Raw genomic sequence first — 16,071 nt, forward strand, 5'->3', positions numbered from 1 at the left:
TTATTGCCGGTAAACATTCTTAAAAGCCTGATTAACGAAGCGGTAAATGTTGCTGATTTTTTCGCGTTCTGCTCTCCCCCTTTATAAAAGATGGCGAAACGCATTCATTCATCCCTGACGATGATGCCCTTCTTAACGCAATCCGGTCTGCCCGATGCACGCCATAAAACGACAGGGCACAAACCGCTTTTGTCGCCTGATGGCAGCTCATCGCGGCGGTCGACAGCGCCGTGCATCGTACGCACCTTGTTGCCGGCCCCGACGTAAAGGATCGGCCACTTGCTCGTACGCGGAAAGAGAAACATCGTTTCTTCAGTCTGGATCACATAACCGGGTTATTTTGTTGCACTAGTGTGATGCACGTTTCAATTACGTTGCACCTCGATTGCGCTTAATTTTTCGGCAGGCTATCAACTCCACCATTCCGCTGCACATAATCACCTGACGTGGCTGTTTTTTAACAGGCCAGGGCAAACTGGCATGCATTGTGCTTGTTACTTCAATAACAACATTGCGAGCAATGACAGCCAGGTAACATTGAGGACGACATGAGCGCTCACACCGAACTGCTGAAAAAAATCGAGGCTGCCATTAGCCAGCAAACGCCCAGCGAAAAACGGATAAGTTCGTGGCTGCTCAGCCATTCCGAACAAATCCCCTTTGAAACGGCGGACAGCATTGCCCTGGCGACCGGCACCAGCGGAATTACTGTCGGGCGTTATTTGCGCAAGCTGGGATTTAAAAATCTTGATGATGTGAAAAACCTGCTGCGCGATGTGCCGAATACGCCGTACAAGCAATGGGGCGTGATTGACCGTCTTGATTCATGGGAGCAGCAACGCACGCTGCCGGATCCGGCCAGTCAGTCATTACAAATGGAGTTAGAGGCTATCCGCTATGTCTACCAGCTGGCGCAGACGGAGACCTTTCGCCATATCAGCCAGCAAATAGCCGAGGCCGAAACCGTCATCGTGTTGGGGATTCAGTCCACCCGGGGCATCGCGAACACCTTCTTCAGTCATCTGGAATATCTGCGACCGCGCGTGACCTATGCCGATGGCAGCTCGGGCAGTTGGCTGGAGTCGCTGAACTCCGAGTCGTCAAAGCCTTACGTCATTCTTACGGATACGCGAGCCTATTCCACCGTAGCAAGACAGTTTTGTCGGGTCGCCACCGCACGTGGCGTGTCGATGGCGCTGGTTACCGATATCTGGTGTCCGTGGGCCCGGGATTATCCGGTGGATTTACTCCAGGTAAAAACGGACACCGCCAATTTTTGGGATTCGCTGGCCCCCATCAGTTGCCTTTTCAACCTTCTGCTGTCTGCAGTTGTCGAACGCCTTGGCCCCGCGCTTTCTCAGCGCCTGGCACAAAACCGACTGTTGCAGCAGGAATTTGGTCAGTTTGAACATTGATAAAACAGGGATTACAGAATGATGCAGGAAACAGAGCTGGTCGATATCGCAGTGGCCTTTCCGGCGCTGACTATCGATCTGAAATATGCCACCGCCGATAACATCACGGGCCAGCCCATCTACAGCGTAGCCCGCTGCCTGCTGCATCCCGATGCCGCCGTCGCGCTGGAGAAAAGTATTGCTATTGCCAGCGTGGCGGGTTTTACGCTGCTGGTGCTGGACGCCTATCGCCCACAAAAAGCGCAGGAGCTGCTTTGGCACGCCTGTCCTGATCAGAATTACGTCGTGCCTTTATCGCAAGGCTCGAATCACAGCCGTGGCACCGCGATTGATGTCACGTTAATCGATGCTGACGGGCACATTCTGGATATGGGAACCGGGTTTGATGAAATGCAGGCGCTGTCGCACCCCTACCATCCTGACGTGCCGCTGGCTGCTCAGCGCAACAGGCTACTGCTTAATGCCGTGATGTTTGGCGGTGGCTTTACTGGCATTGCGACCGAATGGTGGCATTTCGAGTTACCGGAAGCGGCCCGTTATCCGCTGATTAACGATGTTTTCACCTGCATATCCCCAGCCCAGACTGACGGAGTTTTACCATGACAATGACGCACACAGCACCCCGTTATTTTCGCCCTTTGTTACTTGCTATTACCCTCGCGGCCACGACGACATCCGTGCTGGCTGCGGTACCGAAAGACATGCTGGTGATCGGGAAAGCGGCCGATCCGCAGACGCTGGATCCGGCGGTGACGATTGATAACAATGACTGGACCGTTACGTATCCTGCCTACCAGCGCCTGATCAAATACAAAACAGAAGACGGTAAAGGCACCACGGAGATCGAGGGCGATCTGGCTCAAAGCTGGCAGAGTAGTGACGATGGCAAGGTCTGGACGTTTACGCTACGTCCGGATGCCGCGTTTGCCGATGGCTCACCCGTGAATGCTGAGGCGGTTAAGCTCTCTTTTGAGCGTCTGATGCGTATCAAACAAGGCCCGTCGGAAGCCTTTCCAGCCGACATGAAAGTCGAGGTAGTCGATCCGCATACCGTGCGTTTCACGCTGAACACCCCGTTCGCACCGTTTCTTTATACGCTCGCGAATGACGGCGCGTCCATTATTAACCCTGCCGTGCTGAAAGCGAACGCCGCCGATGATGCGCGCGGCTATCTGGCCGAGCATACCGCAGGATCCGGTGCCTATATGCTGCAACGCTGGCAGAAAGGTCAGCAGCTGGTGCTGGTGCCTAACCCGCACTTTACGGGGCCTAAACCGGCCTTTAAGCGCGTTTCCGTGAAAATTATCAGCGAAAGCTCTGCTCGTCGTTTGCAGCTGGCAAAAGGCGATGTCGATATTGCCGATGCGTTACCGGTAGACCAGTTCGCCGCGCTGAAGAAGCAAGGTGACGTTGCCGTCATGGATTATCCCGCCCTGCGTGTGACCTACCTCTATCTGAACAACAGCAAAGCACCGCTAAATCAGCCTGATTTACGCAGAGCGATCTCCTGGGCGACCGACTACCAGGGCATGGTACAGGGCATTCTGGGCGGCAACGGTAAACAGATGCGCGGTCCGATTCCGGAAGGCATGTGGGGCTATGATCCTCAGGCCATGCAGTACAGCTTTAACATGGATAAAGCCAGGGCTGAACTGGCTAAACTGCCCAGCAAACCGCAGACTTTGTCCTTTCTCTATTCGGACAACGATCCAAACTGGGAGCCGATTGCCCTTTCCATGCAGGCCAATCTGAAGACGCTGGGCATCAACGTTAAGCTGGAAAAACTGGCCAACGCCACCATGCGCGAGCGTATCGGTAAAGCGGACTATGACATTGCCATTGGCAACTGGAGCCCGGATTTTGCCGATCCCTACATGTTCATGAACTACTGGTTTGAATCAGACAAAAAAGGTCTGCCCGGCAACCGATCTTTTTATTCCAATCCGGCGGTCGATGCGCTGCTGAAGAAAGCGGTTTCCACGACTAATCAGGCTGAACGGACCCGCGATTACCAGCAGGCCGAGCAGATCGTGATTAACGATGCGGCTTACGTGTATTTATTCCAGAAAAATTATCAGGTTGCGATGAATAAGTCGGTTAAAGGCTACGTGTTTAATCCGATGCTGGAGCAAATCTTTAACCTCGCCACCATGCATAAAGAATAACAACCTTCACGCCCGTTCACGCAGGGCCTGCCTGGCCCTGCTGAGGAAGACATGATGAGTTACTGGAGTCTGTTAAGACAGCGTAGCTGGGGACTGCTGTTGGTGGTCGCTGGCGTCTGCGTCATTACGTTTATTATTTCGCATCTTATTCCCGGGGATCCGGCCAGGCTGCTGGCCGGCGATCGTGCCAGTGATGAAATTGTCCAACACATCCGCCAGCAGTTAGGGCTGGACTTACCGCTGTGGCAACAATTTATCCGTTATGTACAGCAACTTTTGCATGGCGATCTGGGCACCTCGATCCGCACAGGCCGCCCGGTGTTAGACGATTTGCGGGCATTCTTTCCCGCCACGCTGGAGCTGGCCTTTTGTGCGCTGTTGATCGCGCTGCTGGTCGGCGTGCCGCTGGGCGTGCTTTCTGCCGTTTATCGCAACCGCTGGCTTGATCATCTGGTGCGTCTGCTGGCGCTGACCGGTATTTCGACCCCGGCGTTCTGGCTGGGACTGGGTGCCATCGTCCTGTTTTATGGCAAGTTGAACCTGCTGCCCGGCGGCGGACGCCTGGATGACTGGCTTGATCCACCCACACGCATCACCGGTTTCTACCTGGTTGATGCCTTGCTGGAAGGCAATACTGAGGTCTTTATGAACGCCCTGCAGCATCTGATTTTGCCTGCCACCACGCTGGCCTTTGTCCATCTGGGCATCGTGGCGCGTCAGATTCGCTCGGCCATGCTGGAACAGTTAAGCGAAGACTATATTCGCACCGCGCTGGCGAGCGGACTGCCTAAGTTTACTATCGTCGTGCGCTATGCCCTGCCCAACGCCCTGATCCCCTCTGTGACCGTGCTGGGGCTGGCCCTGGGTGACCTGCTGTATGGTGCCGTCCTGACCGAAACCGTGTTTGCCTGGCCCGGTATGGGCGCGTACGTGGTGTCCTCGATTCAGGCACTCGATTTTCCCGCCGTGATGGGTTTTGCCATCGTCGTGTCCTTTGCGTACGTGCTGGTCAACCTGTTTGTGGATCTTCTTTATCTGTGGATTGACCCGCGCATGGGTCGGGGAGCGTAACGCATGATGATGACGCAAGAACAGCCTGCTGTACGTCAGGCGAAACCCACGCTTCTCGTCTGGAAGCGTCGCCTCTGGATGGTGCGTAAAAGTCCACTGACCCTGCTGGGGGCCGCCATTATTGTCCTGATGCTGGGATTGATGGTGTTCTCGCCCTGGCTGGTGCCCCACGATCCGAATGCCATCAGTTTGACCGACCGTCTTCAGCCGCCCAGTGCTGCGCACTGGTTTGGCACCGATGAAGTGGGCCGGGATCTGTTTAGTCGCGTGTTGGTCGGCAGCCAGCAGTCTGTCGCGGCCGGACTGGCCGTGGTGTTGCTGGCGGGCATCAGCGGTTCATTACTGGGCTGTCTGTCCGGTGTTCTGGGCGGTCGCAGCGATGCGCTCATTATGCGCCTGATGGACATCATGCTGTCTATCCCTTCGCTGGTGCTGACCATGGCGCTGGCCGCGGCGCTGGGACCGAGCCTGTTTAACGCCATGCTCGCCATCGCCATTGTGCGTATTCCTTTTTACGTCCGGCTGGCACGCGGTCAGACGTTGATTGTCAGACAGCATACCTTTGTCGAAGCCGCCAAAACCTTTGGTGCCTCGCGCTGGCATCTGATTAGCTGGCATATCCTGCGTAATGCACTGCCGCCGCTGGTGGTACAGGCCTCACTGGATATCGGCAGCGCCATTCTGATGGCCGCGACGCTGGGCTTCATTGGCTTAGGCGCGCAGCAACCGACCGCTGAATGGGGCGCGATGGTAGCGAACGGGCGCAACTACGTGCTGGACCAGTGGTGGTACTGCACCTTCCCCGGCGCGGCGATCTTAATCACCGCCGTTGGATTCAATTTGTTTGGCGATGGGATTCAGGATCTGCTGGATCCGAAAGCAGGAGGACGTCACTGATGCAAGAGAGAATCCTGACGATTGAGGATTTACGCCTCAGTTTCCCGGTCTATCAGGGCGAGGTGAATGTGCTGAACAATGTGTCAATGCACATTAACCGTGGTGAAATTGTCGGCGTAGTCGGGGAATCCGGTTCGGGGAAATCGGTCACCGCCATGCTGGCGATGCGGCTGATTCCCGAACACAGCTATCAGATCAAAAGCGGCAAACTGGAACTGGCGGGACAGAATGTCCTGACCGCCAGTGAGGCCGCGATGCGTAAAATGCGCGGCAATCGCGTTGCCATGATCTTTCAGGAACCCATGACCGCCCTGAATCCCACTCGCCGCATCGGCAAGCAGATGGTGGATGTCATTCGACAACATCGTCCCGTGTCAGCCCGTGAGGCCAACGCACGGGCGCTTGCGCTGTTGGGCGATATGCAAATCGCGGACGCAAAGAACGTGATGGCGCGCTATCCCTTCGAGCTTTCTGGCGGTATGCGTCAGCGCGTCATGATCGCCCTGGCCTTTTCCTGTGAACCCGATCTGCTGATTGCCGATGAACCCACGACCGCGCTGGATGTCACCGTACAGCGTCAGGTACTGCGCCTGTTAAAACAAAAAGCGGAGGCAACGGGCACGGCGGTGCTGTTTATCAGCCACGATATGGCGGTGGTTTCGCAGTTGTGCGACCGGATTTACGTCATGTACGCCGGCGCAGTCATTGAAAGCGGCCTGACGGAAACCGTCCTGCATTCACCGAGCCATCCCTATTCCATTGGCCTGCTTGCCTGCTCGCCCGATGCCAGCGAACCACGCGCCCCGTTAGCGTCCATTTCCGGCACCGTCCCCAACCTGACCTGCCTGCCCTCGGGCTGTGCGTTTCGCGAGCGCTGCTTCGCGGCAGGCGAACGCTGCACCCGCGCACCACGTTTACAGGCGACGGGCAACGCTGCCCAGCAGGTGGCTTGCTGGTATCCACAACAGGAGACGCGCCATGTCTGATGCTCTGCTCACGCTACAAAACGTACACGTTGCCTTTCCTGCGAAGAAGAACTGGCGTGGCAAAGTGACGGAACGGGTTCATGCACTGAATGGCCTGGATATCCAGGTCAGACAGGGCGAAACGCTGGGCATTGTCGGTGAATCCGGTTGCGGCAAAAGCACCCTGGCGAAACTGTTGATGGGCATGCTGAGTCCGACAACGGGTCAGCTTGACCTGGCCACCGCCGCTGGCGGAGGCCGGGAACGTCGCATGCAAATGGTCTTTCAGGATCCGCTCTCGTCACTGGATCCCCGCCTGCCGGTCTGGCGTATCATGACCGAACCGGTCTGGATTCAGTCACGCGCGTCAGAAAAAACGCGACGCGCCCTGGCCGAATCCCTGGCCCGTCAGGTGGGGATTCGCCCGGAATACCTGGACCGGCCACCGCATGCGTTTTCCGGCGGTCAGCGTCAACGCATTGCCATCGCCCGGGCACTGTCCTCCCAACCCGACATCATTGTGCTGGATGAACCTACCTCGGCACTGGATATTTCTGTTCAGGCGCAGATTCTGAACCTGCTGGTGGAACTGCAACAGCAGTACAATCTGACGTATATCCTGATCTCTCACAACGTCTCGGTCGTCCGTCACATGAGCGATCGCGTTGCGGTCATGTATCTGGGCCAGATTGTCGAACTGGGCGCGGCTCAGCACGTTCTCGATTCACCTCAGCATCCCTATACGCAATTGCTGATGGACTCTGTGCCACGTATTGGCGCGCCGCTGGAGGGGGCTCCCGTCAACACCGAACTACCGGGTAACCGCCACCTGCCAACCGGCTGTTTCTTTCGCGATCGCTGTCCGCAGGCAACAAGTGGCTGTGCCACGCCTCAGCCTTTGCGCGTTCAGGATGACGGGCGGGCGGTCAGGTGCTGGCTGGCCCATAACCTTATGCATGCCTGATTCACAACACATCAAGCGGGTGGCGCAACGCGACCACCTTTTAACGATCACTCTTTCAGGAAGACATTGCGATGAAAATCATTGTGCTTGGCAGCGGCGTGGTGGGCGTCACCACCGCCTGGTATCTGCAGCAGGCAGGGCATCAGGTCACCGTGATCGAACGTGAAGCGGGCCCGGCATTGGGTACCAGCGCCGCCAACGCCGGTCAGATCTCGCCTGGCTACGCCGCGCCCTGGGCCGCACCAGGCGTGCCGCTTAAAGCGGTGAAGTGGATGGTGCAGCGCCATGCGCCCCTTTCGGTACGGCCGGATGGATCTCGCTTCCAGCTGGCCTGGATGATGCAAATGCTGAAAAACTGCAATCCTCACAGCTATGCCGTCAATAAAGCCAGGATGGTCAGACTGGCAGAGTACAGCCGTGACTGTATCAGTGCGCTGCGGGCCAGCACAGGAATTGAATATGAAGGACGCCAGGGCGGCACCCTGCAGCTGTTTCGCACAGAACAGCAGTTTGAAAACGCAGCGCGTGATATTGCCGTGCTGCAGGAGGCTGGCGTGCCGTATCAACTGCTTGAAGCCGACCAGCTGGCGACCGTCGAACCTGCACTGGCTGACGTCAAGCACAAGTTGACGGGAGGTTTACGGTTGCCTAACGATGAGACTGGCGATTGCCAGCTGTTTACCCAGCGACTTGCCGCCCTGGCGCGCGATGCCGGCGTCACGTTCCGCTTTAACACGCAGGTGGATGCGCTACTGACCGAAGGTGACAGGATCAGCGGGATTGTCTGTGGCGATCAGACGCTGACGGCGGACGGGTACGTTATGGCATTTGGCGCTTACTCTACCCAGTTGCTTCGACCACTGATGTACATTCCGGTGTATCCGCTGAAAGGCTATTCCCTGACGATTCCCCTCGCCGATGAGGCCGGTGCCCCGGTTTCCACGGTACTGGATGAAACCTATAAAATTGCCATCACGCGTTTTGATAATCGCATCCGCGTCGGCGGTATGGCGGAAATCGTGGGATACAGCAAAACCCTGCTGCCCGCGAGACGGCAAACGCTTGAGATGGTGGTAAACGATCTTTATCCCCGTGGCGGCCGCGTTGAGCAGGCGACTTTCTGGACCGGATTACGGCCGATGACGCCTGACGGCACGCCGATTGTCGGTCATACACATTTCACCAACCTGTGGCTGAACACCGGACATGGCACGCTGGGCTGGACGATGGCCTGCGGATCCGGCCAACTGTTAAGTGATGTGATTTCAGGCAAACAGCCCGAGATTGCGCACGCAGACTATGCGGTTTCGCGCTATGCCTGAGCGCGTCACTGATGGCGAAGCTCGTTACACGGCCTGCGCGCAAGCCCAGGCCGAGCTCCAGGCCCACTGGAAATTATAGCCTCCCAGCCAGCCGGTCACGTCAACGACTTCACCGATAAAATAGAGTCCCGGCACGTCACGTGCTTCCATTGTTTTAGAGGACAGCTGAGTCGTATCCACACCGCCCAGCGTGACTTCAGCGGTACGGTAACCCTCCGTGCCGTTGGGCTGCACCTGCCAGTTGTGCAACGTCTGCACCAGCGCTAACTGCTGCTTGCTGTTCAGTTGCTTCAGCGTGACATCCGGCACCACCTGCATTTCCTGTAAAATTTCGACCAGGCGCTTAGGCAGAATTTTCGCCAGACTGTTTTTCAGACTCAGATTCGGGTGCGCGTCACGCTGAATCGTGAGGAACGCATCCAGCGGCGTGGCAGGCGAGAGATTGACCGAGATAAACTCACCCGGCTGCCAGTAGCTGGAAATCTGCAAGACCGCCGGGCCGGACAGGCCACGATGGGTAAACAGCATCGCCTCTTTGAAGACGGTGCCGTCTTTCGCTTCGATGGTCGTGTCCAGCGCCACACCGGACAGTGTCTGCAGTTGTTCAAGCAGGGGTTTATGCAGCGTAAAGGGCACCAGGGCGGCACGGGTTGGCAACACCGTTAACCCAAACTGCTCGGCCACTTTATAGCCAAACGGTGACGCGCCCAGGCCCGGCATGGAAAGCCCGCCGCTGGCGATGACCAGCTTCTCTGCCTGTACGCTGCTGCCGTTGAGTTGCAGGACGTAGCCCGCTTCATCGCGGGTTACACTCAGGATTTCGCTGCGCAAACGCAGGGTCACGCGCCCCTTTTCACACTCGGCAAGCAGGAGATCGACCATCTGCTGCGCAGACTCATCGCAAAACAGTTGCCCCAGCGTTTTCTCGTGCCAGGCAATGCCGTGACGATTCACCAGATCGATAAAATCCCATTGGGTATAACGCGCCAGCGCTGACTTACAGAAATGGGGATTATTCGACAGGTAGGCGGCCGGTTCGGTATAGAGATTGGTGAAATTGCAGCGCCCACCGCCTGACATTAAAATCTTGCGGCCCGGCTTTTTGCCGTTATCCAGCAGTAATACGCGGCGACCGCGCTGTCCAGCCTGCGCGGCACAAAAAAGCCCCGCGGCCCCTGCTCCAATCACGATAACGTCAAACTGTTCCACTGCCATTGTCCACCTGATAAAAGAGGGGCAGATTGTAGTGATCTGCCTGCGTTGATGCCAGTGTCAAAAAATTGCCGCAATTATGTCATAATGTAACTTTATAATTTTTAAGGAATTTACGCCTTTAAGCTTACAAAATTGACACTTTTAAGCCGGTTCAGGTCTATATTTTCCTTTCCCAGACCACATATTGTCGCGGATAATGCGCCGCGTTCATGTCCTCCAAAATGGCGTAACGTCTATGCTACATCTGTTTGCTGGTCTCGATCTTAGCACCGGCCTGTTACTGGTTCTTGCTCTGCTGTTTGTATTGTTTTACGAAGCAATTAACGGCTTCCATGATACGGCCAACGCGGTTGCGACGGTCATCTATACACGCGCTATGCGTGCTCAGCTTGCTGTGTTAATGGCTGGGGTATTCAATTTCTTTGGCGTGCTGCTCGGCGGATTAAGCGTGGCTTACGCCATCGTGCATATGCTCCCGACCGATCTGCTGCTCAATGTTGGCTCCGCTCACGGTCTTGCTATGGTCTTCTCCATGCTGCTGGCCGCGATTATCTGGAACCTGGGAACGTGGTATTTAGGGCTTCCGGCCTCCAGTTCTCACACCCTGATCGGCGCGATTATCGGTATTGGCCTGACCAATGCGTTAATGAGCGGGACATCGGTGGTGGATGCGCTTAACATTCCGAAAGTGCTGAATATCTTCCTGTCGCTCATTCTCTCCCCCATTGTCGGTCTGGTGATTGCGGGCAGCCTGATTTTCCTTCTGCGCCGTTACTGGAGCAACACTAAAAAGCGTGCACGGATTCATATGACGCCCGCTGACCGTGAGAAGATTGACGGCAAGAAAAAACCGCCTTTCTGGACCCGTACCGCCCTGATTATCTCCGCCATTGGCGTCAGTTATTCACATGGTGCTAACGACGGGCAAAAAGGCATTGGTCTGATTATGCTGGTCCTGATTGGCGTTGCGCCAGCGGGCTTTGTGGTCAATATGAACGCGTCGGGTTACGACATCACGCGAACGCGCGATGCTGTGAATCACCTGGAACAGTATTACCAGCAGCACAGCGAATCACTGACCCATATTATCCAGATGGCACCGCCTAAGCTGCCCACGCCGGAAGAAGTCGAACCCACCAGTCCCAAAGAGTTTCACTGCGACAGTGCACGTGCGCTTCAGGCCGTGCAGCGTGCGCAGGTGCTTCTGAACAATCTGCAAAACTACAACGACTTGTCGGTTGAGCAACGCAGCCAGATGCGTCGCCTTTTGTTGTGTATTTCCGATACGGCCGATAAAGCGGCGAAGCTGCCGGAAACCTCGCCAGAGGATAAACGCTTCCTGGGCAAGCTCAAAGGCGACCTGCTGAACACCATTGAGTACGCCCCGGTGTGGATTATCATGGCGGTCGCACTGGCATTGGGAATCGGCACGATGATTGGCTGGCGCCGTGTGGCCACCACCATCGGTGAGAAAATCGGTAAAAAAGGCATGACGTATGCGCAGGGCATGTCGGCGCAGGTTACTGCCGCAGTGTCCATAGGGATTGCCAGCTACACCGGCATGCCGGTTTCCACGACCCACATCCTCTCGTCTTCCGTGGCCGGCACCATGCTGGTCGACGGTGGCGGACTGCAGAGTAAAACGATCAAAAACATCGCCATGGCCTGGGTTTTCACCCTGCCGGTCTGTATTTTGTTATCAGGTTCACTCTACTGGATAGCGCTGAAGCTCATCTGAGTAAGCAGCACATCAGGGCGACTTCGGTCGCCCTTTTTAATGCCAGATAGCCAGGGCGATCAAACTGATAATGACTAATCCGCACAGCGAACTGGTCAACAAAAACAAGCCTCTTACCCGCTCACACCGGCGAATAAATTCGTCATCATGATGATCAAGATAGCGCCTTGCCCAGATATAGCGGACCAGCCGCACCTGCTTGCCAGGCTGACCATGGGAGGTGAAAAAACCCGCGCCGTCAACATATTGGTATAAGAGGGGATCGCAACCCCGGAGAACCACCAGCAGCGCACGCAACGAAGAGAAATAGCGCGCCATATTTACAAGGCATACCACACAAAGAGCCCAAAAAAGCGCGATAGTGCTGATCATGTCACCCTCCTTACCGGCACCGCAGAACAGTGCAGAACGCGCACCGTGCTGAACAGTCCCTGCAGAATTTGCCAACAACCCCGTTAAGCGATTTGTAGTTTTATTTTTGAATCATCAGAAAAGTAACAGCCATGTGATCAAGGCTGCTTTTTTTAGTTTAGGAGAAATGTTCAATTTTTTACCAGCGAGGATTTTCGTTTTATACGAGTAAAAATCATTCATCATTGATCTTATTCACAAGCCAGACGGCTTCAGAAGCATTTGTTAACACACAGGGCTATACTTTCAGGTATAACAACAGCATTGCCTGTATTGCAGGTTACCCATTTTGGTGGCGCTCATCGCCCGTTCGCGCAATGGATTTCGCAGCTGTGACGCGTCTGGAAACCGCTGCCATTCTGAATCTCGTGGAAGGAGTTATATCATGGCTTATAAACATATCCTGATTGCAGTCGATCTTTCGCCAGAAAGTCAGTTATTAGTGGATAAAGCTGTCTCGCTCGCGCGCCCTTACGACGCCAAAATTTCGCTGATTCATGTCGATGTGAATTACTCTGATCTGTACACCGGCCTGATTGACGTCAACCTGGGCGATATGCAAAAGCGGATTTCTGAAGAAACCCATCTGGCGCTGAAAAATCTGTCAGATGCAGCGGGCTATCCCATCACCGAAACCCTGAGCGGCAGTGGCGATCTGGGCCAGGTGCTGGTCGATGCGATTAAAAAATACGACGTGGACATGGTGGTGTGCGGTCATCATCAGGACTTCTGGAGCAAGCTGATGTCATCAGCGCGTCAGTTGATCAACACCGTGCATATCGACATGTTGATCGTGCCACTGCGCGACGAGGATGACGAATAACCCGCACGAAAAAAGCCGGGGCGGTTGACGTGAAGGAACGTCGTCGCCGACCGGCTTGACATGACTACTCCGCGAGCGGCGGATAGATATCGAAGCGGTGGCTTTTCGTGACCACCGCAGACTGCGTCACGACACCGGCCAGCGGTGGCGCATAATCAGGACGTTTCACCACGATACGCTTCTTTGCCAGACGGCGTGCCGGTTCCAGCAAGGCATCCGCATCCTCATCCGCGCCGACTAATGACTGAAACACCCGCATCTCTTTTTTCACCATGGCGCTTTTTTGTCGATGGGGATACATAGGATCGAGATAAACCACATCTGGCGGTGGCGCAATATCGGTGAGTGCCTGAATACTGGAGGCATGAATCAGTGAAAGACGCTCACGCAGCCAGCCACCAATTTCCGCATCCTGATAGCCACGCGCCAGCCCGTCTTCCAGCAGCGCCGCCACCACGGGATGCCGTTCCAGCATGCGCACCCGACAGCCTAAGGCCGCCAGCACAAACGCATCGCGCCCTAACCCGGCGGTCGCATCCACCACATCGGGCAGGTAACTGCCTTTAATGCCGACCGCTTTTGCTACCGCTTCGCCACGGCCACCGCCAAAACGCCGGCGATGCGCCATGGCACCGGAAACAAAATCCACGAAGATGCCGCCCAGTTTAGGCTCATCCCGCTTACGCAGTTCAAGATGCGTTGCGGTCTTTACCAGCGCCAGCACCGCATCGTCACAATGCGTCAGTTGCCAGCGTTCGGCCAAAACAGATAAGGCGCCGTCACCGGCGCCTGTTTCATCAAACAAACAAATTTTCACGTACGGCTTATCCCTGAATACCGTAGTGTTCCAGCATGGCATCCAGCTGAGGCTCACGGCCACGGAAGCGTTTAAACAGCTCCATCGGTTCTTCCGAACCGCCGCGCGTCAGAATGTTGTCGAGGAAGGACTGACCGGTTTCGCGGTTAAAAATGCCCTCTTCTTCAAAACGTGAATACGCATCCGCCGCCAGTACATCGGCCCACAGATAGCTGTAATAACCCGCTGCGTATCCGCCCGCGAAGATATGGCTGAACGCATGCGGGAAGCGGCCCCATTCCGGGCTGGGGACCACGGCGACTTTGCTTTTCACTTCGCGCAGCGTCTCCAGGATCTGTGCGCCTTTTTCTGGGTTGAATTCAGTATGCAGACGGAAATCGAACAGACCGAACTCCAGCTGGCGCAGGATGAACAACGCCGCCTGGTAATTTTTCGCTGCCAGCATCTTATTCAGCAGGTCTTCAGGCAGTGGCTCGCCGGTTTCGTAGTGCCCGGAAATAAACGCCAGCGCCTCCGGCTCCCAGCACCAGTTCTCCATGAACTGACTTGGCAGTTCCACCGCATCCCATGGCACACCGTTAATGCCTGACACGCCAGCCGCCTCAACGCGGGTCAGCATATGGTGCAGGCCGTGACCAAACTCATGGAACAGGGTGATCACTTCGTCGTGCGTGAACAGCGCCGGTTTACCACTGACGGGACGGTTAAAGTTACAGGTCAGGTAAGCGACCGGTTTTTGCAGGCTGCCATCGGCTTTACGCATCTGCCCAACGCAGTCATCCATCCACGCGCCGCCACGCTTATGCTCACGCGCATACAGGTCAAGGTAGAAGCTGCCGCGCAGCTCGCCACTTTCATCAAACAGATCGAAGAAACGCACATCCGGGTGATAAACATCCACATCCGTCCGCTCTTTGGCGGTGATGCCATAGATGCGTTTGACGACTTCAAACAGGCCAGACACCGCACGGGATTCCGGGAAGTAAGGACGCAGTTGCTCATCACTAATGGTGTAGAGGTGCTGTTTCTGTTTTTCGCCATAGTAGGTCAGATCCCAGGGATTCATGGTCTCCACGCCGTACTCTTTCTTCGCGAAAGCACGCAGTTGCGCCAGCTCTTTCTCGCCCTGTGGACGTGCGCGGTCGGCCAGATCGTTCAGGAAATCGATCACCTGAGCAGGGCTTTGCGCCATTTTGGTTGCCAGCGATTTATCCGCGAAGGAGTCGAAACCCAGCAACTGAGCCAGTTCGTGGCGCAGAGCCAGCTCCTCGGCCATAATCGGGCCGTTATCCCATTTGCCCGCATTAGGGCCTTGATCGGAGGCGCGGGTGGAATAAGCACGGTACATTTCTTCACGCAACGCGGCGTTATCACAGTAGGTCATCACCGGCAGGTAGCTGGGAATATCCAGCGTCAGCAACCAGCCTTCCTGACCTTTGGCTTCAGCCTGCGCTTTCGCTGCGGCCAGTGCGCTCTCCGGCATGCCCGACAGTTCGCTTTCGTCAGTGATCAGCTTGCTCCAGCCCATCGTGGCATCCAGCACGTTGTTACTGTAGGCAGAGCCCAGCTCAGACAAACGCGCGGCAATTTCGCCATAGCGCTGCTGCTTGTCTTTTTCCAGACCAATCCCGGACAGCTCAAAGTCACGCAGGGCGTTATCGACGGCTTTCTGCTGCGCCTGATCCAGCGTGCGGTAATGACTGCCTTCCTTTAAATCCCGGTAAGCCTGATAGAGCCCTTCGTGCTGACCAACCCAGGTACTGTACTCAGACAGCAGCGGCAGCGTTTGCTCGTAGGCTTCACGCAGTTCCGGGCTGTTTTTAACCGAGTTCAGATGGCTGACCGGCGAAAAAATACGGCTCAGGCGATCGTCGGCTTCTGCCAGCGGCTGGACAAGATTATCCCAGGTGTAAGGTGCGCCGTGCGCTACCACTTTTTCCACCATCGCCCGGCATTCATTTAAAACGTCGGTCACGGCAGGCACCACGTGCTCAGGCTTAATCGCCGAAAACGGGGGAAGCGTGAACGAGGTGAGTAACGGATTAGTCATAGCGCAGTCCTTTAACAATGTGTGGGGCGCGATGAATCGCGCAACGCAATCTTATTAACATGCGGTCTGGAATGCTGAAAATCAATGGTGTAACCGGTCATGAATAGCAGAATAGCGCCAGGCTGGCCTTCCGCCGGCGTTTGGATTAACCATAGCAGAGGATAAAACAGGCTAACACACCGATGGCGCAGAAGGTTTACCCTGTAATCCAGGGCCAG

The 16,071-nt window shown here is 55.8% G+C and carries 14 protein-coding genes; 10 read left to right on the forward strand and 4 right to left on the reverse strand.

The window, feature by feature from the left end:
• Window positions 1–548 precede the first annotated feature (548 nt).
• The 8 genes from RAC90_RS15970 to RAC90_RS16005 all read left to right on the forward strand — a co-directional run bounded on the left by RAC90_RS15970 (window position 549) and on the right by RAC90_RS16005 (window position 8,799).
• Window positions 549–1,415 carry a MurR/RpiR family transcriptional regulator gene (locus tag RAC90_RS15970; protein WP_172913582.1) on the forward strand — a complete coding sequence of 289 codons (867 nt, stop codon included), beginning with the start codon at window positions 549–551 and terminating at the stop codon, window positions 1,413–1,415.
• Window positions 1,416–1,433: 18 nt separating this feature from the next.
• Window positions 1,434–2,018 (forward strand): D-alanyl-D-alanine dipeptidase, encoded by a 585-nt coding sequence (ddpX, locus tag RAC90_RS15975; protein WP_039342773.1) that lies wholly within the window; start codon window positions 1,434–1,436, stop codon window positions 2,016–2,018.
• Window positions 2,015–3,580: an ABC transporter substrate-binding protein gene (locus RAC90_RS15980; RefSeq protein WP_375124542.1), complete on the forward strand. Its 1,566-nt coding sequence runs from the start codon at window positions 2,015–2,017 to the stop codon at window positions 3,578–3,580. The genes ddpX and RAC90_RS15980 overlap by 4 nt, the downstream gene beginning before the upstream one ends.
• 54 nt (window positions 3,581–3,634) lie before the next feature.
• A complete protein-coding gene (locus RAC90_RS15985) occupies window positions 3,635–4,651 on the forward strand; it encodes an ABC transporter permease (protein WP_054632925.1) in 1,017 nt (338 codons plus the stop codon).
• Between the two features lie 3 nt (window positions 4,652–4,654).
• Complete coding sequence (ddpC, locus tag RAC90_RS15990; RefSeq protein WP_006121090.1) at window positions 4,655–5,548, forward strand: D,D-dipeptide ABC transporter permease; 894 nt, start codon at window positions 4,655–4,657, stop codon at window positions 5,546–5,548.
• Window positions 5,548–6,534, forward strand: coding sequence for an ABC transporter ATP-binding protein (locus tag RAC90_RS15995; protein WP_058701451.1), 987 nt, complete (start codon window positions 5,548–5,550; stop codon window positions 6,532–6,534). Before ddpC ends, RAC90_RS15995 begins: the two co-directional genes overlap by 1 nt.
• The gene (locus RAC90_RS16000; protein WP_110268708.1) at window positions 6,527–7,477 is read left to right on the forward strand and encodes an oligopeptide/dipeptide ABC transporter ATP-binding protein; all 951 of its coding nucleotides are present in this window, start codon (window positions 6,527–6,529) and stop codon (window positions 7,475–7,477) included. Before RAC90_RS15995 ends, RAC90_RS16000 begins: the two co-directional genes overlap by 8 nt.
• A gap of 71 nt (window positions 7,478–7,548) precedes the next feature.
• Window positions 7,549–8,799: a D-amino acid dehydrogenase gene (locus tag RAC90_RS16005; RefSeq protein ID WP_039342784.1), complete on the forward strand. Its 1,251-nt coding sequence runs from the start codon at window positions 7,549–7,551 to the stop codon at window positions 8,797–8,799.
• A gap of 24 nt (window positions 8,800–8,823) precedes the next feature.
• On the opposite strand, the gene RAC90_RS16010 is transcribed toward RAC90_RS16005, so the two are convergent.
• The gene (locus RAC90_RS16010; protein ID WP_375124556.1) at window positions 8,824–10,008 is read right to left on the reverse strand and encodes an NAD(P)/FAD-dependent oxidoreductase; all 1,185 of its coding nucleotides are present in this window, start codon (window positions 10,006–10,008) and stop codon (window positions 8,824–8,826) included.
• A 241-nt stretch (window positions 10,009–10,249) separates the two neighbouring features.
• Here RAC90_RS16010 and pitA point away from each other — a divergent pair, with 241 nt between their 5' ends.
• Window positions 10,250–11,752: an inorganic phosphate transporter PitA gene (gene pitA, locus RAC90_RS16015; RefSeq protein WP_039342786.1), complete on the forward strand. Its 1,503-nt coding sequence runs from the start codon at window positions 10,250–10,252 to the stop codon at window positions 11,750–11,752.
• 36 nt (window positions 11,753–11,788) lie between these two features.
• Here pitA and uspB read toward each other — a convergent pair whose 3' ends face one another.
• Window positions 11,789–12,124 carry a universal stress protein UspB gene (gene uspB / locus RAC90_RS16020; protein ID WP_006121097.1) on the reverse strand — a complete coding sequence of 112 codons (336 nt, stop codon included), beginning with the start codon at window positions 12,122–12,124 and terminating at the stop codon, window positions 11,789–11,791.
• Window positions 12,125–12,548: 424 nt separating this feature from the next.
• Here uspB and uspA point away from each other — a divergent pair, with 424 nt between their 5' ends.
• Window positions 12,549–12,986: a universal stress protein UspA gene (gene uspA, locus RAC90_RS16025; protein WP_006121100.1), complete on the forward strand. Its 438-nt coding sequence runs from the start codon at window positions 12,549–12,551 to the stop codon at window positions 12,984–12,986.
• A 64-nt stretch (window positions 12,987–13,050) separates the two neighbouring features.
• Here the strand turns inward: uspA and rsmJ are convergent, their stop codons facing one another.
• Window positions 13,051–13,803 carry a 16S rRNA (guanine(1516)-N(2))-methyltransferase RsmJ gene (gene rsmJ / locus RAC90_RS16030; RefSeq protein WP_033738260.1) on the reverse strand — a complete coding sequence of 251 codons (753 nt, stop codon included), beginning with the start codon at window positions 13,801–13,803 and terminating at the stop codon, window positions 13,051–13,053.
• 7 nt (window positions 13,804–13,810) lie between these two features.
• The gene (gene prlC, locus RAC90_RS16035; protein WP_054632922.1) at window positions 13,811–15,853 is read right to left on the reverse strand and encodes an oligopeptidase A; all 2,043 of its coding nucleotides are present in this window, start codon (window positions 15,851–15,853) and stop codon (window positions 13,811–13,813) included.
• Window positions 15,854–16,071: the final 218 nt, after the last annotated feature.

The organism is Pantoea sp. CS_6 (assembly GCF_041954745.1).
GTDB classification, from domain to species: Bacteria; Pseudomonadota; Gammaproteobacteria; order Enterobacterales; family Enterobacteriaceae; genus Pantoea; species Pantoea stewartii.

Excerpts from the sequence above, each read along its gene's own strand:
- ddpX (WP_039342773.1), top strand. The coding sequence starts at position 1,434 with ATGATGCAGGAAACAGAGCTGGTCGATATCGCAGTGGCCTTTCCGGCG.
- RAC90_RS15970 (WP_172913582.1), top strand. The coding sequence starts at position 549 with ATGAGCGCTCACACCGAACTGCTGAAAAAAATCGAGGCTGCCATTAGC.
- RAC90_RS16005 (WP_039342784.1), top strand. The coding sequence starts at position 7,549 with ATGAAAATCATTGTGCTTGGCAGCGGCGTGGTGGGCGTCACCACCGCC.
- RAC90_RS15985 (WP_054632925.1), top strand. The coding sequence starts at position 3,635 with ATGAGTTACTGGAGTCTGTTAAGACAGCGTAGCTGGGGACTGCTGTTG.
- RAC90_RS15995 (WP_058701451.1), top strand. The coding sequence starts at position 5,548 with ATGCAAGAGAGAATCCTGACGATTGAGGATTTACGCCTCAGTTTCCCG.
- prlC (WP_054632922.1), bottom strand. The coding sequence starts at position 15,853 with ATGACTAATCCGTTACTCACCTCGTTCACGCTTCCCCCGTTTTCGGCG.
- uspB (WP_006121097.1), bottom strand. The coding sequence starts at position 12,124 with ATGATCAGCACTATCGCGCTTTTTTGGGCTCTTTGTGTGGTATGCCTT.
- RAC90_RS16000 (WP_110268708.1), top strand. The coding sequence starts at position 6,527 with ATGTCTGATGCTCTGCTCACGCTACAAAACGTACACGTTGCCTTTCCT.
- pitA (WP_039342786.1), top strand. The coding sequence starts at position 10,250 with ATGCTACATCTGTTTGCTGGTCTCGATCTTAGCACCGGCCTGTTACTG.
- uspA (WP_006121100.1), top strand. The coding sequence starts at position 12,549 with ATGGCTTATAAACATATCCTGATTGCAGTCGATCTTTCGCCAGAAAGT.
- ddpC (WP_006121090.1), top strand. The coding sequence starts at position 4,655 with ATGATGATGACGCAAGAACAGCCTGCTGTACGTCAGGCGAAACCCACG.
- RAC90_RS15980 (WP_375124542.1), top strand. The coding sequence starts at position 2,015 with ATGACAATGACGCACACAGCACCCCGTTATTTTCGCCCTTTGTTACTT.